General features: G+C 46.4%; 21 protein-coding genes and 1 pseudogene. 11 read left to right on the forward strand and 11 right to left on the reverse strand.

From position 1 onward, the window contains the following. Positions 1-6 precede the first annotated feature (6 nt). Together LGL98_RS25390 and LGL98_RS25395 are read left to right on the forward strand one after the other, a co-directional pair. Positions 7-450, forward strand: coding sequence for an Xre family toxin-antitoxin system antitoxin (locus LGL98_RS25390; RefSeq protein WP_004026357.1), 444 nt, complete (start codon positions 7-9; stop codon positions 448-450). Next, entirely contained in the window at positions 447-917 is a 471-nt protein-coding gene (locus LGL98_RS25395) for an RES family NAD+ phosphorylase (protein WP_004026354.1), read from the forward strand. Before LGL98_RS25390 ends, LGL98_RS25395 begins: the two co-directional genes overlap by 4 nt. A 109-nt stretch (positions 918-1,026) precedes the next feature. On the opposite strand, the gene LGL98_RS25400 is transcribed toward LGL98_RS25395, so the two are convergent. Then, positions 1,027-1,287: a hypothetical protein gene (locus LGL98_RS25400; protein ID WP_135711527.1), complete on the reverse strand. Its 261-nt coding sequence runs from the start codon at positions 1,285-1,287 to the stop codon at positions 1,027-1,029. Between the two features lie 655 nt (positions 1,288-1,942). Between LGL98_RS25400 and LGL98_RS25405 the strand changes: the two are divergent. The 4 genes and pseudogenes from LGL98_RS25405 to LGL98_RS25420 form a co-directional block, all read left to right on the forward strand. After that, positions 1,943-2,095, forward strand: a pseudogene (locus LGL98_RS25405) (DUF5431 family protein); the annotation flags it as partial. Next, entirely contained in the window at positions 2,040-2,162 is a 123-nt protein-coding gene (locus LGL98_RS25410) for a Hok/Gef family protein (RefSeq protein WP_085842394.1), read from the forward strand. The pseudogene LGL98_RS25405 and the gene LGL98_RS25410, both read left to right, overlap by 56 nt. A 602-nt stretch (positions 2,163-2,764) precedes the next feature. Beyond that, a complete protein-coding gene (locus LGL98_RS25415; RefSeq protein ID WP_226651976.1) occupies positions 2,765-3,739 on the forward strand; it encodes a Hok/Gef family protein in 975 nt (324 codons plus the stop codon). A gap of 679 nt (positions 3,740-4,418) precedes the next feature. Next, entirely contained in the window at positions 4,419-4,811 is a 393-nt protein-coding gene (locus LGL98_RS25420) for a hypothetical protein (RefSeq protein ID WP_069127090.1), read from the forward strand. Positions 4,812-5,254: 443 nt separating this feature from the next. Here the strand turns inward: LGL98_RS25420 and LGL98_RS25425 are convergent, their stop codons facing one another. Then, on the reverse strand, positions 5,255-5,632 hold the full coding sequence (locus LGL98_RS25425; RefSeq protein ID WP_226651978.1) for a phosphonate ABC transporter substrate-binding protein: 378 nt from the start codon (positions 5,630-5,632) through the stop codon (positions 5,255-5,257). A 326-nt stretch (positions 5,633-5,958) separates the two neighbouring features. Here LGL98_RS25425 and LGL98_RS25430 point away from each other — a divergent pair, with 326 nt between their 5' ends. Together LGL98_RS25430 and LGL98_RS25435 are read left to right on the forward strand one after the other, a co-directional pair. After that, a complete protein-coding gene (locus LGL98_RS25430; RefSeq protein ID WP_094313394.1) occupies positions 5,959-6,255 on the forward strand; it encodes a hydrogenase expression/formation protein HypD in 297 nt (98 codons plus the stop codon). A gap of 67 nt (positions 6,256-6,322) precedes the next feature. Further along, on the forward strand, positions 6,323-7,390 hold the full coding sequence (locus LGL98_RS25435; protein WP_226651980.1) for a hypothetical protein: 1,068 nt from the start codon (positions 6,323-6,325) through the stop codon (positions 7,388-7,390). A gap of 110 nt (positions 7,391-7,500) precedes the next feature. On the opposite strand, the gene LGL98_RS25440 is transcribed toward LGL98_RS25435, so the two are convergent. After that, positions 7,501-8,001 carry a hypothetical protein gene (locus tag LGL98_RS25440; RefSeq protein WP_226652014.1) on the reverse strand — a complete coding sequence of 167 codons (501 nt, stop codon included), beginning with the start codon at positions 7,999-8,001 and terminating at the stop codon, positions 7,501-7,503. A 254-nt stretch (positions 8,002-8,255) separates the two neighbouring features. Here LGL98_RS25440 and LGL98_RS25445 point away from each other — a divergent pair, with 254 nt between their 5' ends. Together LGL98_RS25445 and LGL98_RS25450 are read left to right on the forward strand one after the other, a co-directional pair. Further along, positions 8,256-8,603 (forward strand): hypothetical protein, encoded by a 348-nt coding sequence (locus tag LGL98_RS25445; protein ID WP_004026338.1) that lies wholly within the window; start codon positions 8,256-8,258, stop codon positions 8,601-8,603. Positions 8,604-9,281: 678 nt separating this feature from the next. Next, on the forward strand, positions 9,282-9,560 hold the full coding sequence (locus LGL98_RS25450; RefSeq protein WP_004026336.1) for a hypothetical protein: 279 nt from the start codon (positions 9,282-9,284) through the stop codon (positions 9,558-9,560). 53 nt (positions 9,561-9,613) lie between these two features. Here the strand turns inward: LGL98_RS25450 and LGL98_RS25455 are convergent, their stop codons facing one another. From LGL98_RS25455 to mobI, 8 genes are read right to left on the reverse strand one after another with little or no spacing between them, the layout of a single operon-like run. Continuing rightward, positions 9,614-10,387 (reverse strand): nuclease-related domain-containing protein, encoded by a 774-nt coding sequence (locus LGL98_RS25455; protein WP_004902228.1) that lies wholly within the window; start codon positions 10,385-10,387, stop codon positions 9,614-9,616. 2 nt (positions 10,388-10,389) lie between these two features. Beyond that, entirely contained in the window at positions 10,390-11,526 is a 1,137-nt protein-coding gene (locus LGL98_RS25460; RefSeq protein ID WP_004026332.1) for a S49 family peptidase, read from the reverse strand. 8 nt (positions 11,527-11,534) lie between these two features. Beyond that, the gene (locus tag LGL98_RS25465) at positions 11,535-12,209 is read right to left on the reverse strand and encodes an IncC plasmid conjugative DNA transfer DtrJ family protein (protein WP_004026331.1); all 675 of its coding nucleotides are present in this window, start codon (positions 12,207-12,209) and stop codon (positions 11,535-11,537) included. A 12-nt stretch (positions 12,210-12,221) separates the two neighbouring features. Then, entirely contained in the window at positions 12,222-13,319 is a 1,098-nt protein-coding gene (locus LGL98_RS25470) for a hypothetical protein (protein WP_226651982.1), read from the reverse strand. 2 nt (positions 13,320-13,321) lie between these two features. After that, positions 13,322-15,448: a conjugative transfer system coupling protein TraD gene (gene traD, locus LGL98_RS25475; RefSeq protein ID WP_004026325.1), complete on the reverse strand. Its 2,127-nt coding sequence runs from the start codon at positions 15,446-15,448 to the stop codon at positions 13,322-13,324. Continuing rightward, positions 15,438-18,398: a MobH family relaxase gene (gene mobH / locus LGL98_RS25480; RefSeq protein WP_226651989.1), complete on the reverse strand. Its 2,961-nt coding sequence runs from the start codon at positions 18,396-18,398 to the stop codon at positions 15,438-15,440. Before mobH ends, traD begins: the two co-directional genes overlap by 11 nt. A 13-nt stretch (positions 18,399-18,411) precedes the next feature. Beyond that, positions 18,412-19,200, reverse strand: a complete 789-nt coding sequence (locus LGL98_RS25485; RefSeq protein WP_004883411.1) for a hypothetical protein — start codon at positions 19,198-19,200, stop codon at positions 18,412-18,414. Further along, complete coding sequence (mobI, locus tag LGL98_RS25490) at positions 19,200-19,664, reverse strand: conjugative transfer protein MobI(A/C) (protein ID WP_004026319.1); 465 nt, start codon at positions 19,662-19,664, stop codon at positions 19,200-19,202. The genes LGL98_RS25485 and mobI overlap by 1 nt, the downstream gene beginning before the upstream one ends. Positions 19,665-20,261: 597 nt before the next feature. Between mobI and LGL98_RS25495 the strand changes: the two genes are divergently transcribed. Next, positions 20,262-21,017, forward strand: coding sequence for a hypothetical protein (locus tag LGL98_RS25495; protein WP_004026317.1), 756 nt, complete (start codon positions 20,262-20,264; stop codon positions 21,015-21,017). Positions 21,018-21,138: the final 121 nt, after the last annotated feature.

The following is a 21,138-nucleotide window of genomic DNA, read 5'->3' on the forward strand; positions in this document are numbered from 1 at the left end:
TTTGCTATGAAAACTTTTAGTTTGTCCTCAACTCCAGCCAGACCACAGCGCCTCTGGCAGGTTGCCGGGTTAAATAATGCTGATGGTGTAGCGCTCCTGGGCCAAATCAATGAAGGCCTGGACGGGAAGGTGGCGAACCGGATCACTGACTGGGCCAGAATAACCCAGAATGACCTGAGAAAAATGTCCGGTATCCCGTCGACCACTTTTAGCCGCAGTGTGAAGGCACGTTTTAACCCGGAACAAAGTGAACGTCTGGTACGGATTATCCGCGTCATTGATCGGGCGGTAGATTTGTTTGAAGGCGACAAGGAAGCCGCACAGAAGTGGTTGAACGAACCTAACCGGGCATTGAGCTGGAAAGTGCCAGCAGACCTGATGGCATCCGAGACGGGAGCGTATGAGGTCATTAAGCTGATTACGCGTCTGGAGCATGGGGTGTACTCGTGATCCTCTACAGGCTGACGAAAACAAAGTATCTTTCTACGGCCTGGACCGGATATGGTGCGAAAGAGGCTGGTGGGCGCTGGAATAGCGTGGGGGTGTCAATGGTATATGTCTCCGAAACGGCATCACTAACGATGCTGGAGACGCTGGTACACCTGCATGCGGCACAGATAATGGACTCTTTCACTCTACTGAGTATCGATGTGCCTGATGAACTGATCCAAAGCGCAAACATGGATGAATTACCGGGCAACTGGGCTGATGAGGATGCGCCTCAGGAACTGGCTGATTACGGAGATGCCTGGTCATTTACCAGGAGCTCGGTTGCACTGCGTGTTCCCTCAGCCTTATCGCCGGTAGAGTTCAATTATCTGTTAAATCCTGAGCACCCTGAGTTTTACGGGATTGTGCAGAAGGCTCAACAGATACCGTTCCGGTTTGATAGTCGTCTTAAACCTGACAGGAAGTGAAGCAAAGGAGGAGAGGGCGCTGTCATGATGCCTGGCGCTCCTGTCCGGTGTCACATAAAAAAGCCCGCCAGCGGCGGGCAAAGACTACACACAGCTATTACAGGATGATTCAGGCAGTTTCTTCGTAAACGTTGTAATCCAGCTTTGCTCCACTGTAATTCTGCAGACTACGGGCTTTATTCATCGCGCAGCTGAACGCATTCGAACGATCGCCTGCACTCCCGTTATGCCCATAGCGGGCAATTTCATACGGTTTCTCATAACTGCATTCTTCCAGCACAATAAAGGCTCCCGGTTCACTGGTCAGCAATTCGAAACCAAGACCTGCGGACTTTGTATTCCTTAGCTGGTAATATGCAGTGAGTGTCATAATTTATTCCTTAAAATAATACCGATACAAAAATATTTCTACAGGCATTGTTGAGTCTGTGAAATTGATGATAGTTCAGAGTGCCTGTAAGTAATAATAACTTATTCAAGTGACGCGTCAATTGGCTAAATAACCTTACCTTCATTAAATTTTAAAGAAATACAATCAGGAAAAGTGGCTTTAAAAATCTCTTTCGAACATGACGCTACTGATATCTGATATTGCCTGGAGAATTTTGTCATAGGCGTAGACCTCTATTTGGGCGTAAATCTTCAAACTGGTAGCTGAGTCGTTTGGTTAACATCAGACATGGGCGCAGCTGGCGAACAAGGGGGTGTCCTGGCGCTGCATTGCGTCTGCACAGAACCGTTACACTGGACGGCGCAGAAGTGGTAACCGGAGTACACCGACAGAGGTGAAAATTCATGACTGAACTCCAGCAGATGCCGGGGTGCATGGCAGAAACACGGCGGAAACCATCTTAGAAATTACTGGCTTACCAGCTTATTAGCCCTGGGAGGATGGGAGTAAACAAGGTATAATGGTATCGGCGCTTGAGGCTTTTTGCCTCATGATGTTTGAGTGGTTTGGATGTTGTGCGGCAGAAAGCAGAAAGCCCCGTAGGTAATTTTCATTAACCCACGAGGCCCACTGAATGTCTAGTCAACACCAGTATGGCCTCTTACCGTGCAATTTGCAAGGAGAAGAAAGCCATGAAGCTACCGCGAAACGCCCTGGTCTGGTGCGTATTAATCGTGTGTTTAACGCTCTTGATATTCACATGCCTGACCCGGAACCGCTTATGCGAAGTCCGGCTAAAGGACGGGAACAGGGAGGTCGCGGCAAGCCTGGCTTACGAATCCAACGGTAAGTAGCAACCTGGAGGCGGGGGAGACCCCGCCTTTTCAGGGCTGTGTTGGTCCGACATGCCTGAAGCGCCTTTATGAAGGGGTTGCCGTTCGCCGGTAGCCCCTTTTTCCTGACTACATGAAATAAAAAAAGCCCGCACGACGACGGGCAAAAAAACACATTCATCTTTCTACACATGGATTCAATGAATCGCAAATCAATCTAGCACACTTCACTCCATGTGACACCCTGTCATCAGTCTGAAAAACAGGACGGAGACACAGCCTTTATCCTGACGTCTGCTCAACGGATGAGGGGGGCATCAATATATTAAATTACTGGCTAATTAAATCCATGAAACACAATCAGGAAAATCATTAATCCTTATTTTCCTGTCGGATTTTATACGCCGGTATGCTGCATGTTAACTCATAAAAACTCTGGATGATTCTGAATGCTATAAATGATTAAGGCGTTTATAACCGGTTTGGTATGCATTTTCCGTGAGCTGGAAATAGCTTCCGGTGATAATAAGGGGTTGATGGTCGTTATTTTATTGGTATCCTGGTGTGCATGGATGAAATATTCGCTTATACCTTGCCAATATTTTTTAAACAGGGGTTCACGAATGAAAACTCAAAACACACCAGCCACTCACAGCGACATTCTTTTTACCCATATAGTGAATACGCTGGTGGACCTTGCTAAACATGAAGGCACTCTAATGACGTTTGAAGGCCTTCTGCGGAACGGTATCGGGGTAGATGAAGAGATGATGGATAGCATGCTGGGGGTGAGTCAGGACTCAGCTGCTCAGTGCGTGGTTCAGCTAAGGGATTGTGGTGCCATAACGAGCCCTGCGGTATATGAAATGGTTAAACACGTTGAGCAACTGGCCATGCGTTTAGCCCCAGACTGGTGGAAGCAAATCGTGCCATGGTCGGTTCAGCCACTGCGGTACTACCAGGAAGAGGCTATGGCAAAACGCGAACGATTTATTGTCCGTCACAGGGAACGGCAGTACCCCTTCCTCGTATACGTAACTGGTCAGGTAGAGTATCCGGAAGATGACCCGCTGTATGGCACGTACGTTACAGAAGGTACGTTCCTGGTAGGTAAAGCGAAAACCATACATGATGCCCTTGAGTGCGCAAAAGAAGCTTTTACGCGGGGTGAATGGATTGTCCAGGATGAAGAATGGCGGGATGAGTTCATTGACCACCTGACAGGACGTGACCAGGGGCCGGTGAGTTTTTCCGAAAGGACTATAGAGATCCGCGATAGGGGGGACAGGCTGGTGTTAACAGGCAATGCCCGCACACTGGAGTGGCACCGCCATGTAACCAGCCCTGATGAGATCGAAAAGATAAAAGCACAGCAAAAAGACCTCTATCAGAAAGCAAGCTATGAGAGTGGCTGGGACAACTACGAGACTGCACGACAGCTGCGGCGGCAAGCTGAACAGTTATCTCTCGGTTTTGTTGAAGAATGCTGGCGTAACCATCCGGAAGTAATTCAGGCGGTAGAGAAGTTCGAGTATCCGGTGTTTATAGATGAGGAGATGTCTCTTTTTAATGCAGATCAGGATGCTGGTATTGACTGATGGCCAGCTGGTGGGGCAAGCACGTACAAACCAACCCGCTAAAGTACCAGATGGGCCAGCTGGCACATGCCGATCACCCCAGAACCCCAGAACCCCAGAACCCCAGAACCTTTCTTCTGCTTGCGATTTTTTCAGGCGACCAAAAGTGCTCGGGGGCACAGAGGTGGCCGCTTATCCCGGCTTTATTTGCAGTCATCAAACCGTAACGAAATCGTTTGTGTTAATGTTCAATTATGGTATTTATTGTTACCCATTACATTTGCTGATGGAAGACGGCGACATGCAGTTCATCCAATATGGAGTCGTAATTCTGGGCCTGGGCGTGGTAGCCGCCGTATTGTTCGCCTTTGAAAGGCAGATCTCAGGTAAGCACCGGCGGAGATTAAGAAATATTTCACGCGAGAAAAGTCAACGTTAAACAACGTATCAGGGTGGAGTGACAGACTGGACTTATCCGATCCTCTCCCTTCAACTGATGCAGGTTGCATAACCGTCATGTACTGCTTTCTGAAAGAGGTCATGAAGGCAATCAGAGGAAAAATTATTTCCTTCACACTGGCAGGCACTCTACATCACCTGACGCAATAGACAATCTGATCATGTACAATTTAAACATATCCCCAAAGTAGTCTCGTTAGACTGGCCGTAACAAAATACCCCTTAAACAAAAGGTATCTGCATGGACATCAAAATACATGTCAAATCGTCAAGGTCTCAAGCCATTGTCAGTAATTTGACGTGCGGCCTCCGTGGACTTAAGGCAATGACACTCTTCTTCTTCGCGACATTACCATTATCCTTTTTATTCACGTTGTGCGCATTTCCTCAGGCGATAGATGAGGGTAAGTATATTCATCTAGTATTATGGGCAATAGGATTGAACGTGATCTGGTTGCTGGTGCAAATGTTGAAGAACGAGGACGAATTTTTCACACCATTCAAGCAGCCTATAAGCTTTCCATTTCATCAGGAAAAAGTAACTCGTCAGGAAAAAGTAACTTTCGCCAATATATCGTTGACTTTTATCTTTCTGGATGACGGTTATAAAAATGGGAGGGGCAAGGACTATTAGCATCATAGATTCCGGGGTTCGCTCGCACTTACCCCGGTCAGGCAATCTAATGCATCAACGCTCAATAGCAGGTTATCCGCGCCCCGTGGGCCAGATGGTGGATAGTTAACTGCACTGTCTGTAAGCCTTGTTCAGGCCAGCCCGGTAAGCATCCGACCCCAGATAGGATGGATCAGCAGCATTCCAGGTATTTCGGATTCATGCGCTGATGGCGAAATCCCTGCAGAAGAGATTGAGGTAAGGGATGCGGTAAAACAATTCAAAGTCACAGGAGATCAGGCGTTGTCCATGAACCCGAGCCCTGCGGTATATGAAAAGGGAAAACACGTTGAGCAACTGGTTTGGTTGAAGAATGCTGGCGCAACCAACCGGTGACAGCGGTTGAGCCAAACGAAACGGGCAATCAGGAAAAATATGCTGCTCGTTACTTGTGCCCGATCAAGCTACTGCTGGGTCAAAAACTCTGTGGCATATTCAACGGAGTCGAGAGAAGCACATCCCGACATGCCAAAAAAACGGCGATCGCTGACACCGGTGATCCTGAAAGGGACAAGGGTTCCTGTATAGCCTATCTGGACGTTCCTTTCTTCTATCACTATGTCCCGACGCTCCAGCTGCGGCTTAGAGAAAACGCGCTCTCTGTTCACGAGTATGTCCTGAATGACGGCATCGGTTGCCTGACCAGCTGTAACCGTGGGACAGGCCTTGATATCAGCTCTGAGCGCTGCTTTCGACTCAAAATAATACAGCGCGATAAGTCCGCACAGCAGCAACACAATGCCCGCCATACCCAAACCAACACCCTTCAGGAACCTGGACATACTACATCACCAATAGCATATGGATGAGAACAAGAAAGAAGCCAGAAATTTGCCATAAACATTCTGTGTAATCCAGTCCAGAAAATGACAATAAACAGCAGCCGGTTCCCGGCAGGCTTCTGTCTTATCAGCAACCAGGAACGATGGGTTTATCATTTTGCCGCTATCTGTCGCGCTGAATTCAAAATGCCTGGAGAAGGTTGAATGGTGAATTAGAGTAAAGGAAAAAAATATCCCGGAATGGCAAAATCCAACAGTTAAGGGGATAGGGCACTACATGGCTACTGTAAAATGTTGTCTTAAACCCAAAAATAAGAGATTCGAGCATGAAGGTAAATATAAAGGATGCCCCACCCAGGTCAGAAACCATAATCCGCAACATTATTTACGCTGTAAGAGCAACGGCGATAATGACGGAATATTATCTGCGCTCATTCCCGGTCGTGTTTTTTTATGTGCTGGTGGGATTTGCATTAGCATTTGATTCCACGGGTGTCCCTTTGGCTACCCTGCTGCAACAAGGAATGTTAACTAACATTCTGACCTGTTCGGTTATGGGTAACCTCCTCTGGCTGGGTGTTAACCTGGCATTAAGAGGGGACTCCGTTTTCAAAAACCTGTGAGCGGCTGATCAAAGCTCTCTGTGCCAAAAGTTACTTTCAGAATGACTCGTCAAAAAAGGAATAAATTATGCGCAGCAAAATTAGCAAAACCTCGATCTCACTTATTTGTCTGATGCTGGTGGCCACCTCTGCGGAAGCAGGGTATAAATCCAATCGGTCTTCCTACAAATCATCCTTCCGCCCATCGACCATTACCAAGTCGTACAACTCTTCAACCAGAAGCCAGGCAAGCCGCACGGTTAACGATACGCCAGCACCAGCTGGCACCAAACCACTGACCACCAGCCAGAAAGCGATGATTGCAGGTTCTGGGGCCGCATTAACGGTCGGGGCAGTTTCCGCGTCCTCAGGGAATAAACCGTCAGAGAGCACCTCCGGGAAGGTGGAGAACCAGGCTGGAGGGTATGATGTTGTCAGTAGTCGATCTCAGGCCAAGGGAGATAACGAAGGCGCTGCTGCAGGCACTACGCCAAAGAAATCAGTGAGCGGGTCGGAGCTGGTGGCTAAGAAAGGGACTATACCTGCATCAAGTCCAACATCCGAAAAATCGTCGTCTCTCCCGTCGTCTCAGAGCATTCCAGGAAGTTCTGAGCGGGGCTCTTCATCTGTAAAATTCACCCCTCCTTCACAGAACCTTGTAAGTAACATCATAGAGAAAGATAAAAGTAATCATTTCGGTTTCTCGCATCTTGCGATGCTGTACTGGATAACGAGCAGCAACAACAGCCATGCATCCTCGCTTACATCCAGCGACAAAGAGTGGATTCAGCAACAGATAGAAGAGCAGGAAAGTAGCGGTGCAAGCCGCGAGGCAGCTATCAATGAGCTCAAAGCTGCCGGGGTAGATACCTCATCGATGACGGTTGCGGATAACAGCCAACACGCGTCGACTGTCTCCTTCTCCTACGATATGCCGACAGAATTAAAGGCGGGTAAGGTCTGGACGTTCGTTGTAAATGCCACATGGAATGATAAAAAACAGGCTCCGTCATGCGAGTTGCAAGGCGCAAAATTTATGGCAGACAAAGACAAGTTATACGGCATGTGGAAAGCACCTGAAACTGTCGGGCAGAAAACGCAAATGAAGTGCAAAGCGTTTGGTGTGGAAGAAATTAAAACGCTGGTGTCTGTCTGACTGGACAAACATTGCCAGCTGCTGATGGGGGAGCCATGCGGTTCCCTTTATCGCTCATCGTAAAGTAAGAAATTTAGTACCAACAAATTTCGCAACTAACTTTTGGAAGATTAGCTTAGCCTCAACCATTTTTTTAAGAAATTTGGTATTATAAGACCTGGTCTTCTCTTATTCAGGAATGCATTATCCCATTGCTGCAAATAGTCATCTCTGAAGACTACGCCCCAATGCTGTTTACCATCTAATTCGCGAGTTCTTAAAGCATAATCATAAATGTCTATTAGAATATCGATTGATGAGTCCCATATTTCATTAGTTAATTCAATCCCTTCTCGCGCTGCGAGTTGAGGGTAAAAGTGTTGAAGGCCGATGGCATACTCGGGCTTACAGTATTCAACAAGAAAACCGTTAAAGATGCCAGGTGAGTAATCTCTGTCGTATCCACCATGCCATAATGTTAAAGAATTCAACCAATTGATTGCTTCCAGGTCTTCCATGTCCTCTAGCAAGACACCAGATTGTATGCCCTGTTCTCGGCAATCTAACACTGAAGCTACGTTCTCCATAAGCATTGTATATGCTTCTGTTGGTTTCATTATTTTTAAATCCATCAATTAGACCATCCTTTAAAAATCTAACAGTGCCTTTAATGTAGACATCGTCTGTAATAATCCCAAAAGACAACGAGGCTCATAATCTGTTATAAGATAACGTAGGTCAAGGACCGGTAAGAGAAAGTAGTCAATACTCCACTGACCGGCTTAAACCTGTTCACCAGTGGGTAAACCAGTAAGCACGACATTCAACGGGAAAAGTAACTTTTGGGATGCCCCGGTAAGACGATTTCCTTAAACAGGAGCCGAAAATGTATAGCCGTTTCATGAACGATCCACTTGATGAGGAATACCTGCTTTCCCCTGGTATTGTGGGTTCCTATGCTGATGGTGAAATCCCGGCAGAAGAGATTGAGGTAAGGGATGCGGTAATACGATTCAAAGTCACAGGCGATCAGGTGTTGTCCATGAATCTGTTCCACAGGCTGTTTCATTACCAGCGTTACAGGGAGGTTAGGGCATCATTCAACAAAAGCAGGTTAGCGCTGGTGGACATGGTTAATCGTTCCCCATTCCACAAAGCAGCAATGCGGCGTATCTACAGTGATTTGCCAGAGCAAAGCATTGCCCGTAGGGTTCTGGTTGATTTCATTGGATAGCGTACGCTGACCGGGAGGAAGTCGTTGCACAATAACGATATGTTTATATGACAGGCATTCAGATATAACGATTACTTTAATTGTCACCCTGTATGGCTCATTCTCGCCGTAGTGATGCTGTTATGCAGGCTAAGAGGTAAAAAAAAACTGCAGCTGGTGGGCGAAGGTATCCACATCAGTAAATTGTGGTCGTAATGGACCGGGCTCGATCGTAAACGCGTTAATGTATATGACAGGACGTCGCCGTTCATATCGGCCCCTGCCCGGAGACGGCGACTCCCCCTGATATCCCGGTCGGCATTCACCACAAAAGGCACTTTTCATCAACGGACCTCACCGAGGTAATTCATCAATGCGCCACATAATTTCTGGTTGTTTATGAATGCCCGATCATCTGAATCCTGTTGCTAAATACTCACCAAAAGCACTGGTAACAAAAACTCGCACTAAACATAGTTTCAGACCCGGATACAATTCCGATATAAGTCACTTTTTTTGGGGCGCGGGAAAGTCGCTTTGTTGAATGTTTGAAAAGGGGGCTTTGAGGAGGCTTTCGAATATTTATAATGGGAGCACGTTCGAACTGCTGGTGGATATGACATGACATTTCTCAAATCTCTGGACTCGCCGCCGTTCATCGCAACATATCGTTGGGCTGGGTCATTCGATGGACGGTATATGCCACAGGCATATTCTCTTTTGCTGGAACTGAATCAACACACTTATCTGCCGGTGGTTAATGCCGAGTTTGATATCTGTGTCATCAGCTGCGGCAAAGAGTGGTGGCGCTTCAGGCTGGTGGATGTGAAATCTGATGAACGTCAGGAAGGAATGGTAGCCCGGACGGCATACCGGTTAAACCAGTCAATGGGGATCGCTGAGCAGATGGTTAACATGATCCGCGCCTGGCAGTCCGTTCCGTACCTTAATCCTCCTGCATCTGACTACTTTAGCTAAACAGGGCCAGCTGGTGGCCCTGTGCATATAGAACGGTGGAAAATGGATGTGAGCTATTCACGGTACTGCTTGTGGATGACCTCTGAGCGCTTACGCGAAAATAACTTTTTCAGCGCACGGAAGAACAGGGTGGTTGTCAGTAGCGTAAAATAGGTCACCCTGTGCGGTACAGATATTGGTTGTCGATGTTTCAGTTTCAGTGAATACACGTGTCCCAGGTCGGTCAGCAGCGTCTGCGGCAGCATTGCTTTACGCAGGTCATTTTCGATCCAGCCAGTCTCCTCAACACTAAACACGGGCTCAGCATCGTACGCAGTGAACTTGTTCCCGAGGTCATCACAATTACGGCACAACCACTCCGGTGCTGGATCTGCCATAAACTTACTGGAGCCCGTCAGTAACACAACATTAACAATACCCTCATCACCCCGCTTTATGGCCCGACACACTCCGGATATGTGGGTTTTGTTCTGAACAAACGGGTTTAACATCTTATGTTTCGCTTTACCGAAACCGTATACAACCGTCCACGTTTTATCATCGAGAGCACCATAAATGTCACCGGTATAGTTTTTCTCTTCGATAATGAAAATACCCTTCGTGCTGATAAAGATATGGTCTATCTGCGTTGTCTGGGAGGAGTTGAGCGGTAGGGTAATGTCAGATATAAGCGTCCCTTCAAGGTCTGCTAAAACCCCCTTTAATGCATTTCGTGTGCGCTGCTCGCTGAACATGTTACTGATAAGCGGCCAGATGCACAGGATGATGCATGACAGGATCAGCATGACGAACACAAGAAAAATGGTCGACAACATGGTCAGGTCCATCGCTACCTCACTGTGCTGGTGGTGTGAAGCGCACTGGATAAAGCCTCTTTAAGGTTCACGTCCAGTGACAATCCTAACATGCTGCTTAACGATGCTTTTGGCGCGTTGTAGTCGCGAAAACGCGTGGTGCCGTAGACAATACTCAGGCGTTCACGCACCTCTGTGCTGGTGGCTGTATCATCGATAAGGCCAAACTGCTTCGCACGGTCCCCCAGCCAGAAACGCCCCGTGTAGAGCTGTTCTTTGTCCGCCTGTTCACGCGAAAGTAACTTTCCTTTACGACCGGCTTCGACATCATTGATAAACTGGTCATGCATTTTGTTGAGTAACTCACTATGCAGAAAGGCCTTGGTTTCGTCATCAATCGGACGCCAGGGGTCAAGTGAGGCCTTCCAGGCTCCGGCCGTCAACGGTTCGTTAGCCACACCAAGACGGTCCATGATCCTGGACACATCCCAGTGGTCCATACGTACGCCAATACTGCCAATGATGGCGTTGGGATCCGCATAGATCGCATCAGCCGGTGAGGCTGCGTAATAACAGGCGGAGGCGCACATATTTTTAATACTGACGATGATGGGGCGGACGTCCCGGGCGGCGGCTGGCAGTTTGCCATGCCCAGTACCCACGGCTTTCAGCAACGCCTGTTTAACCGCTTCAGAGGGCGCTGGTGGCATGTCCTTTTTATTCGGGGATGTTGTGGGGTCGGAGTTTTCAATTGTGAGCCCCGGTACTCCATGGAGGGAGTCGCGAAGCTCGTTTATCTCACGATAAATATTAATAGCGTCAGACGGACCACCGCCGCCAGATTCGGCCTCAATCAGGATCGCTTTTGCGTGCGGGTTATCCCATGCTTCACGTAAAGCGCGGGCAATAATGACACCGTCGCCTGTAGGCGAGCCAGTACCCATTTCACCATGGATACGGATAACCGCGATATGGTCTGCCCCTTTACCGTTTTTCTGTTTATCCTGATACATGGACCAGCCGCTAAAACCTGCAAACCCAATACCAATAATCGTCAGGGTTATTTTTGATAACACATGCGATTTATACAAACGGTAAAACTTCTTACTTTCACGCGATACCACGTCCTGAACCGAGCCTGTTTCAGGTTGCGATGGTCTTTTTTTAAACATATTCTTCCTCACATGAGTTTTTGGTAGTGCGCGAGAAGCCGGTTAATGGCAATAGCGAGCAACGCCAGGGCAAGTGGCGGAAAATACTGTGTCAGTCCATAAAATAAATTCAGGTTAGGGATGACCAGATAAGCAATTATCAAAACACCGATTATCGACAGCGAACGGAACCAGAGGCGATAAAGCTGAATTGTAACATCGCCAAAAACAAATCTCTTCATTTTCCACTGGTAATAACCATCCAGTGCCAGAGCTATCATCAGGGGGAGGAATGTAAAAAACCAGCCAGCCAGCAAATACCAGCGGTAAATCGCCTGATACACCATTAACGGGATGTTTCGGGCAGCGGTATAGCTCGGGCTCATGAATTTGTTTGCCGCGAGATTCATTCCGCGTGCCGGTTTGGTTTTATCATCCTCAGGCAAAAGAGTCTTATTCAGGTAAGCCGTAATGTTTAGTTCGACAAAAAGGTAATTAAACGTCTTTTCCGTATTACGCGTTACCTCCTGCCATCTCTCCACATCCATAAGCAACTTACTGGCGTTCACCTCAGCGGTGATATCCTTATAAAGTTTGTTAGTGTCTTCCAGGTAAACGTTAAACAGAAAATAAATCAGCAGACCCAACCCTAATCCAAACCGGATCATCGTCATTCTCTGCGCCGACATATCCTTTCCAGCCATTTTACACCTCTGTCAGTCAGTTTTATTAGTGAACAGCTCTGCCCAAAGGGCTGCCAGGCGAATGTTGCTTTCTCTGTTGAGGTAATGATTTTTCCAGCCGTGAAGAATTCCCGAACACGCCAGGTCATCCGACGCGATTAACCGGGAGATGAGAGAAAAAGTTACTTTTCTGCGAACATCTTCATTTTTCCAGCGCACCTGTCCCGGGGTTGGCGTGTATACCATATCTTCTTCAACCGGCCGCAAGCGCGAGAACTGACTAAAGGGTTCTGCCCATGGCGTCCAGAGTGCGATAAGGGTACCGTTGTTAAAGCGAACGGGAAGAGTGAGCACCGAGCCGGAAAATTCATCAAGGAACGACTGAATAATGCTGCTTTTACGGTACATCGCGGGCTGGTGGCGGTTACCCAGAATGGAAAGATCTATAACACGGTTGAAAAGAGACGTGTATTCATCCTGTGGATCGCTCAGGTTGCCACTCCAGAAAAGTAACTTTTCTTTCAAACCGGATATCAAAGCATCCTCTTCGAAAATCCCCAGATCGTGCTGGTGGATGTCTGGTACCTTACCGTGTCGCTTGCGCCGCATTACCTGGTATTCAACCTGTTCAGGCATCTCAAGGAAAACGGGGAGGAAGCCAGCAATATCAATAAACTCAGGCAGCAGATACCAGCCAAGCCGCTCGGCATTGAGCTGGATGAAAGCCATGCGTTCCTGATTTTTATCAATCTGCACTTCAACCGTGTGGCTCTTCGCCATGCAGTTACTTAGCTGCTCCTTGAGCCACTCGGTAAAAGGGCCCTGGGATACAGACCAGTTGCAGGTGACCTCTGTATCATCGTGCGTAACGATAGTCACCGCATAACGGATAATAAAAAACTCCGCCAGCGTGCGGGCCAGCACGTCGAGACTATCAACCGTGTATTGGGCGTAGACCTTACAAATGTCACCAGTAAGCTTCTTCGCATAACGTGACAGTAGTTCCGGCAGGCCTTCGTCATCAACATCTATGCCATACAGTTTCAGTGTCTTGGTTGCACGTGAAATGTATTTGGGCTGGGAGGAATTCATACCGAATAACGATTCCCTTGATACCTGTTTGCATTCCATAGTTAGCCCACCTTCTGTGATTTGCTAAGTATTTCTTCTACATTGAGATTACGTCTCATTTTTAGTTTGTAGGGCGAAGTCGTTACCATATCAAAGACGGTTGTTGACCTACGCATTGATTTGCCCGGCACGGTTATAGGCATCTGGCCCACAATTTTACGCCCGTCCTGTAAGCAGGCGATGAAGTGAAGGGTTGGGATCATCGAAAGTAATTCCTGTGGTATAGCATTTACCATCGTTGTCGACTTTCGCTCGGAAATGGAACCATTGAAATCTGTATGTGACTGTTTTGTACCAGCACTGGTGGTGTAAGTGACCTGGTTCATTGAGACATTAGTCTGGCCGACTTTGGTCAGAACAAGCTCCTGAGTCTTCGCGTCAGTAACACGTGTGGAAATGTAGTTGTTGCAAAGGCCCGTTAAACGGTCAGCAGTATCGGCGCTGGTGGCCGATACAAAATCAGAAATGGTCTGCGTAGAGATGAACAATGCGATCTTGGCCGCGCGTCCCTGGGCAAGAAGGTTAATCAGTTGCATATTAACTGCCTGATGAGCCTCATCAATGAATATGGAAACCCTGGGCACAGTGGACAAATCAGATGCTGTGTTATAGCGACTACCCGCCTCAGCGGCAATATCCGAAGTAATCAGCTGGGAGAGGTCCCGTGCTGTTGCCGGATCAGACAGGCCGTCCAGCGAAATGTAAAGCACGCCACCGCTGTTAAAGAGTCCATGGCTGTTAACGATGTTACGGTCAGGGTTCTCGACATCGTTCGCAGAAAGCAATATATCCATAGGGGTCTGGGACAATCGCTTGAGCATAGGCATCAGGCTGGCAGTGATTTTGTAATAGTGCGACTCATCGCCGGAGATGTATTTAAAACATTCCAGAACCGTATCCATGCCATGCATGTTTTTGGGAGAATTGTCTTCAAAGTAGTTGCAGTGGAAATATTCTTTCAGCTTTTCGATTTCGTCTGCAAGAGTAAGATTTGGAGATACCTGAACAGTTAAATGCCAGTCAGCCCCGAGATGGTAAGTATAAAAACCCCGGAGAGCGTTACGAGTGGTAACAATGAGATCCTGTTTAGAGCGTATGGCGTAGTAAATATTCTGGATAGTCGGTTTTGTACCACCCAGTTTCAGGGCACCTATCGCCGTTGTGACAAGCCCCTCTGCAATACGCACGAACGGATCTTCACCTCCTTCAGTACCTGAAATAATGCTCATAATACGGGCGGAAAGGTCTGTATCCTTAACATAGTTAGCGCTGACATCATAAGATACAGACGTTGAAGGATTGCCTGCGTGAAAATGCATAAAAGGCTTACCAAGACTTTCACATTCTTCCTTTAACCCTTCCTGCCACTGATAGTCGTTTTTAGGGTCAACAACGAGAACGATGTGTCCAAGGTGTAGCATTGAACTGGAAAGAAGGCGCTGGAGAACCGTTTTCCCGGTACCTACGTTTCCTGTAATAAGAGTATGGCCAAAGAAATTTTCTTCATTGACGAATATCGGGATTTTTTTATCAACGCCGAAAATCGCATAATTCCCGCCCAGGTCGAAGGCAAGTTTTCGATAGTGACGGGTAATGGGATTCAATATAAACGGTAACTGCACCTCATGCATATCACTGGAAAGGTTGTGCACCTGGTAGGTACGTTCAGAGTGCTCCGGTCCCCATTTGAAACCATTGCACAGAAACGTTGTACGCTGGGGGATCACAATCTTTTCTTTCTTACGAAGGAGCTTGTAAACATTTTTCTTCGATGGTGCTCCACCAGACTCCTGCAAACTGACCAGTTTCTGATATTTACGGTCATCAGCAAAAAAATGTGCATTATTAATCATTCGAAAATCTTCGAGTGATAAAAAATCCATCGTGCGATGAAATAATCGCCAGTGAGCTATGAAGACCGGTACCCCGTGCCATACCCTCCATCCTGCCATCGCTATTAACCCCAGAGAGCAATAGAAGGGTATTTCACTGATACCGTACTTACTGGTCCATGAGTCTATAAGCACGTAAGCAGAAAAAAGTATGAGTATTAGCGCTGAACGAAATTCAAGGGCAGGGCGGTAGAGCATTTCCTGCGTATGGAGATTGTTACGGCTTCTACGTTTCATGGCTTACTTCCTGATGGTTAAAAAACGAAATAAATTCTTCGTAGAAAATGTTATTGCGCAGAGCACCTTGTTGAAGGTCACTAAGGCGGATCATGTAGTGTCGAATTGGTTGGCCTATCGTGACCTTTAACGAGGCTACAGGGAAATGAGAAAGTGATAGTTTGAGTTGACGGATTTCTTCCTGATTAAAACCCCAGGAGCCGACATCATCTAAAATGCGAAGACGGATGCAAAGATTTATATCAGTTACCAAAACCACCCGTAGCAATACTCTTACGTGAGCAGAATTGTTATTGTTCCTGACACGATTTAAGAGAGTAATAATCGTGTCGATATCGGATGAAAGCGTATCGCTATTACTGTTTTCAACTTGCTGCTGATCTGGTGGAGTACTGGATTTTAACTGCTCAAGGCTGTGTGCAATGACGACAGCCGGATCAGTGATAATTTGACTCTGACGAGCAAACAGCGCTTCAAAATCGCTGTTAATGTCAACGACCCCCTCAACAGAATCTTCCTCTTGCGCTTCCTCTTCCGTTAGCTCGGAATCATCCTCCACCTCTGCCGGGGGTTTTCCGTGAACAGAGGTACTATTATCCGGTGTACGCTCTGAAAGTGACTTTTTTTCCTGTGCTACATCAACATCAACATCAACATCAGCGTTCTCACAGGTTTGACTTATCGGGCCTGTTTCACTGTTAATACAGTCATCACCGTATGAATATGAAGCGTAATCCGCCCAGAATTGTTCAACATCATCTTCCTGCGCATCGGTATAGTCCGCTGATGGTATGTCAGTCGGATCATGTTCAGTTCGATTCAGTTCAGGCGTTTGCTCTTCATAACGTTCCGGAGGGAGTGGCTCAGGGTTCACCTTAGTCAGTGGCGGCGGAAAAGTGAAAGACACCCCTTCATCATCAGTCTTAACCCCACCAAATAAATCTGGAGAAAGCAATGGCAGCATCTCAACCTCTCTAATATCAGGTTGATGACGTAACTGGACAAGAGATACTTCGTCAGTTAACTGAACATACCGTTTCCCGTCATTGCACGGAATGCTGAATTCTTCATCGAGGCTTCCAGACCGTAAAGAAAGAACAAAAAGACCGGTCTCCATTAAGCGCGGCTCTTCAAGCGGTGCTATGGAGCGAATATGTGTTTCTGATACATACAGGACCCCATCGATTAAAGCCAGTTCATGAGCATTAATGGCATTATTTTTGAACTGATGCTGGAGTCTGGAAATGTACTCATCAGGACTCACTTCACCTTTTTTACGGCGGGTTTTAACAGGTTTTTTAGAATCAGGTTCTTGTGTCTCAGGTTCAGATGCATCTGTTCTAAGAGATGTTTTATTTGTGTTTTCCTGAACCTGCTGATTCTCACCGGAAGTCGCCTCATCATTTTCAGAATCAGCAGTATTATCAGTATCTGAAACTGTACTGTTACTTTCCGCTGCACGTTGTGTGTCAGCCGTTGAGACTGAAGCGTTATCACTGGTTTGAGTTATTCCAAGACGGATTGATTTTGTACCATGCGAAAGAGGGCGTACATAGAGCGTGTCATTCCCCTTGCGGTCGACAAAAACATAGTCATTAGTCTCATTAATACTGAAAATACCCGGCGTACTTTCGGGCAGAATATCGTATTTAAACAGAAAACCAACCCATTTTATTTTTAAGAGAGAGAACCAGCTTAGGCCTTTGATACCCTCATCAAACATTCGTTGTATGTCATTTTCCGTAAAGTCACCGCGATGGAAAAAGTGAGCAACCCGTTGTTCACCGTATGGCTCTATATAGCCCCCACTTAAAAGAAGGTCGGTTAATGCTTTGCGGCCAAGATCGCCATCCGGGAAGTTAATCCCAAGATGTTTAAACTGATTCAGGATGAAATCAAGGGCCGCATGTTCGTTGATGTAAACAGAGCCACCGATAATCATAATATGTACCGGAGGCGGTGAGTTTCTGTCATGTCTTACTGACGATGAGTCGAAACCATTGATATTAAGAGTACTGATGTTGTCTTTCAGAATCGCGATGGCACGTGCAGCAGTATCAGAGGCCCGAATACCGGATTGTTTATCATACCGGTAGCTGGTATCGGTGCCGGTGGAATGCCAGTCGGCCGTTCTCATGCAACGAGAAATAAAATCATCACTGGTTGTATAATTACCCAATGCCGACAGCATTTTATCGTACAACCGTTCTTTTACTACGTCGCTCAAATAATTAAGGCACGTATCGTTTAAGCAGCGTTCCAGGAATACAGGTGCCCGCACGGAATGCTCGTTAGCCTGCCTTTTGCGCCAGATAACTTCATAGGAAAAAATACGGTTGGACTTTGCCCAGTCCATCAGGCTGGACGAGAGCGGACGCCATGTGCTTTTAACACCAGGGGTGGACGAAATAACGTCGACATCAAATATCTTCCCTGCGTCATGTAAAAGCCCACAAATAAAGGCTGCATAAAGATAACGACGTTTTCGGATCTGTTCTTCATCCTGCAGACCAATAGGGAGTAATTCAGTGCTGTACGCAAATTTTAAAGCGAGGAAAGCAGTTTCTAAACTGTGCGTTAACAGGCCCCCTGTACCGGCATGGTGATGGTTTTCAGACGCAGGTAAAAGATGTATCCAGCGTGTATATTCCATCAATGGCTTAATGACCAGATTAGTGAAGGTATAGGCCTCCTCACTCAGGTCTGAATTTGGCAAACCGATATACATATTAATTTCCTGTAACCGGTTAGCATGTACAGATAGAATCTCACGCTCTGAAAAGAGTGTTATACCCGCAGGCTTGCTTGGATAATCAAGATAGCTTTGCACATCCTTGTTAGGCGTGTGCGGGATATCGTACTCATCATCTGTATCAAAAATAATATCGTGGTCAGGCCCTCCGAAGAGGGCGACCCTAATTTTTAAAAAAAGCCTGGATATAATACTCATATCAACCTGTGAGTTATTGTACCGAAACAGGAGTGGCAGAAGGCTGTGTTTTGTCAGATGGTTTACCGGAGCCAGCTGCTTCTTCTGATTTTAATGTCGGCTCACTGCCAGCATCAGCAGAACTGTCACTGTGACCGGACTGAACAGGGGCTTTAGTTTCGAGACTGGCAATATAAAGTTCCACCGATTTAAACCGCTTTATGCTCTGGATGAATGGCAATGCGTCGTATTTTCCATTCACGCGGTTTTCAGCGTTCAGTATTTTAGTGATGTTGTCCATCGCAACCCGCAGTGAGCTCAGGAGTTGCAGGATAATTCGGTCATGAACCTGTTGTGATATCTGACCGTATAACCACAACTGATGTGCCTGACGAGTCAGGACGTTGATGGTCTGGATAATATCCAGTAATTTATAGGTCATTGGGTGGTTCCAGCGAATTTCAAATTCACCATAGTCAAACCCTTCGAATGATGAATCATCCAGAGGCAGTCTGGCGACATTTTTGTCAATCTGCTCCTTGAAGGTATTTACATTACCCGACAGTTCATCGTAAACACCGGAGAGCCATTTCTGAACTTTAGTGCTTGTCGCCTGGTCACCTTCTACCAACCGGAAAATATTATAAATTGCATTGGAAATGGCGTTAAACTGGCGCAGGCAGGCTCGGTTTTTTTCATGAAAGTGCGTATAGAACTCACTTGAAAGTGGCTTTAATTTTGAAATGACCATCCCTAACGGGCGGTTATTGCCAGCGTTACGTTGATTGCGCGGTTCAGTTTTTGGGGATGCGTTGTCAGCCATTATATTAACCTCTTCAGTTTTTCCAGTCTTTTGATGTCGGCCAGTTTTCGTTGATGGTATTCCGCGAGTAGTTCACGGATCGGTTTAATTTTGTTTTCTGTTTCCAGGATCATCTCCAGTTCCCAGTCCAGGGCATTTTTAAAACAACTAACGCTGTATCCTCCGAGTTTAGGTTTAACAACCACGCCATGATGTTCAATTTTGTTTTTGAACCTGGGCGAAAAATCTTTCCATACAATTGTCAACTTTTGCGATGAGCCGACCTTTTTAAACACCGGTGCGAATCGACCGGGCATGAATTTCCCCCCGTTTGCATACGTGGTCTGGGATATCAGTTGGTTTCGTGCCTTCCAGGTCTCCCAGTATTCATCCAGAATTTTTGTCGCTTCTGATTTCAGTAACTCGATATAGCGAACCGAGTTTTCGATAACGATTTCCTGATGTGCCGTAATTATCGGGTTCATATCAACTCCTCCATTCTCACAGACTACAGGAATCCCAAAAGATTTTTCTGAACTAACAAGGGTGTTTGCATTTTTTTTTTAAATTTTTTTTGTGCACATGTCGTCGGCAAAAAAGTAACTTTCTTGTGAGCATGACCAGCAACCTCTGCCTGAGGCCCAACAAAGTGTGCGTTCCACCTCCCGTAAAACCACTCCTTGCAACCGTGGAGATGGAAAAGTAACTTTTTTGCGAACCAGTAATAGTTACCCTTATACATAAGTAACTTTTTGCGTAATAGTTACAAATGATGGAGCATGAAAATCTGTTGTCCATTGGTCACTATTCCGGGAAAAGTTACAAATGAAGATTTTTCCCCATTGGTACTTTTTTTCAAAAAAGATACTAATGAAAGATGTCGCTTATCGACGGTTTTTTCAAAAAAGTGCCTAATGATATTGGTGAAAATTCGGATGTTCTTGCACAAGGAACTAAAACGAAGAAAGTGCCTTATACTATTTGTGATTAACCCTTTTCTACACTCCCTCGGATTGCTATGATATAATAAAACCTCTTTCAGTAACCTAAGTAGCGCGATTTAAAAGTATCCTGGAGAGCGTATGGACGTACAACCCAACGTACAGACTGACACGGTCATTAAGGCGTTTCTCCGCTCGGAGTTGCAGTTGATACGTAGTCAGAAAAAACTACTCAGTGTGTTGCCTCGTGATCTCGCGTCGGACTACCGCTATATACCGGACAACCTGCTGGAGCGTTTTTTCCATCCCGCCACGGATGCGCGTCTAAATAGAATTGCCCTGTCAGAAGCCAGGCCAGGTAGCCTGCTAGTTCCCCGTGTCAACGGGAAGCCTGTTTTATGGGGTGAGTTAATAAAATTAATTCTGGATGACTCTCAGTTACTGAAGTTTGAAACGTACGGCAGACCTTTTGACAGTACCGAGATGAAACCAAATGAGCCATGCGAATTATTGAGCGGGAAACAGTATGTTTATAAACCCGTCGACCTTGAGTTATTCAGGAAAAACATCGTCTCTATACAGATGAATTTCCTTGTCAATCTATGGAATCTGGCCAGATTTAAACCGGCTTATGTCAGGGCTTATTTGGCCCTGTCTAATGACGCTTTTCAGATGCTCCTTGATACAGAGATGTCCGCCTTTGTGGAGGTGACAAATGTGGTTCTTTTCCCCCGGTTTATAACCTATGATACCGGACGACGTGATCACAAAGTATATGCATGGGGTTACGAGATTATGGCTGATGTTCTGGAAGGTTTCATTCCAAGGGAAAATATGGAAAACTTACGGGTCGAATTTGCTCTTAAAGATTCATATGAGAAGCTAAAGTTATTTTAGCGATGTCTGGATGCTATATGAGTTAGCTGGCTTCACTCATTGATATGGTAACCTGATTACGGTTCATTCATGTTAGTGAATAACAGTATCCGAGCGTGCTTCGCTGAAAAGTAACTTTTCT

Source organism: Klebsiella africana, assembly GCF_020526085.1.
GTDB lineage: Bacteria > Pseudomonadota > Gammaproteobacteria > Enterobacterales > Enterobacteriaceae > Klebsiella > Klebsiella africana.

Coding starts and splice junctions, on each gene's coding strand:
- LGL98_RS25465 (WP_004026331.1), bottom strand. CDS start 12,209: ATGGCTGGAAAGGATATGTCGGCGCAGAGAATGACGATGATCCGGTTT.
- LGL98_RS25485 (WP_004883411.1), bottom strand. CDS start 19,200: ATGGCTGACAACGCATCCCCAAAAACTGAACCGCGCAATCAACGTAAC.
- LGL98_RS25435 (WP_226651980.1), top strand. CDS start 6,323: ATGCGCAGCAAAATTAGCAAAACCTCGATCTCACTTATTTGTCTGATG.
- mobI (WP_004026319.1), bottom strand. CDS start 19,664: ATGAACCCGATAATTACGGCACATCAGGAAATCGTTATCGAAAACTCG.
- mobH (WP_226651989.1), bottom strand. CDS start 18,398: ATGAGTATTATATCCAGGCTTTTTTTAAAAATTAGGGTCGCCCTCTTC.
- LGL98_RS25460 (WP_004026332.1), bottom strand. CDS start 11,526: ATGTTTAAAAAAAGACCATCGCAACCTGAAACAGGCTCGGTTCAGGAC.
- LGL98_RS25400 (WP_135711527.1), bottom strand. CDS start 1,287: ATGACACTCACTGCATATTACCAGCTAAGGAATACAAAGTCCGCAGGT.
- LGL98_RS25495 (WP_004026317.1), top strand. CDS start 20,262: ATGGACGTACAACCCAACGTACAGACTGACACGGTCATTAAGGCGTTT.
- LGL98_RS25415 (WP_226651976.1), top strand. CDS start 2,765: ATGAAAACTCAAAACACACCAGCCACTCACAGCGACATTCTTTTTACC.
- LGL98_RS25440 (WP_226652014.1), bottom strand. CDS start 8,001: ATGGATTTAAAAATAATGAAACCAACAGAAGCATATACAATGCTTATG.
- LGL98_RS25420 (WP_069127090.1), top strand. CDS start 4,419: ATGGACATCAAAATACATGTCAAATCGTCAAGGTCTCAAGCCATTGTC.
- LGL98_RS25425 (WP_226651978.1), bottom strand. CDS start 5,632: ATGTCCAGGTTCCTGAAGGGTGTTGGTTTGGGTATGGCGGGCATTGTG.
- LGL98_RS25445 (WP_004026338.1), top strand. CDS start 8,256: ATGTATAGCCGTTTCATGAACGATCCACTTGATGAGGAATACCTGCTT.
- LGL98_RS25470 (WP_226651982.1), bottom strand. CDS start 13,319: ATGGAATGCAAACAGGTATCAAGGGAATCGTTATTCGGTATGAATTCC.
- LGL98_RS25450 (WP_004026336.1), top strand. CDS start 9,282: ATGCCACAGGCATATTCTCTTTTGCTGGAACTGAATCAACACACTTAT.
- LGL98_RS25390 (WP_004026357.1), top strand. CDS start 7: ATGAAAACTTTTAGTTTGTCCTCAACTCCAGCCAGACCACAGCGCCTC.
- LGL98_RS25430 (WP_094313394.1), top strand. CDS start 5,959: ATGAAGGTAAATATAAAGGATGCCCCACCCAGGTCAGAAACCATAATC.
- LGL98_RS25455 (WP_004902228.1), bottom strand. CDS start 10,387: ATGGACCTGACCATGTTGTCGACCATTTTTCTTGTGTTCGTCATGCTG.
- traD (WP_004026325.1), bottom strand. CDS start 15,448: ATGAAACGTAGAAGCCGTAACAATCTCCATACGCAGGAAATGCTCTAC.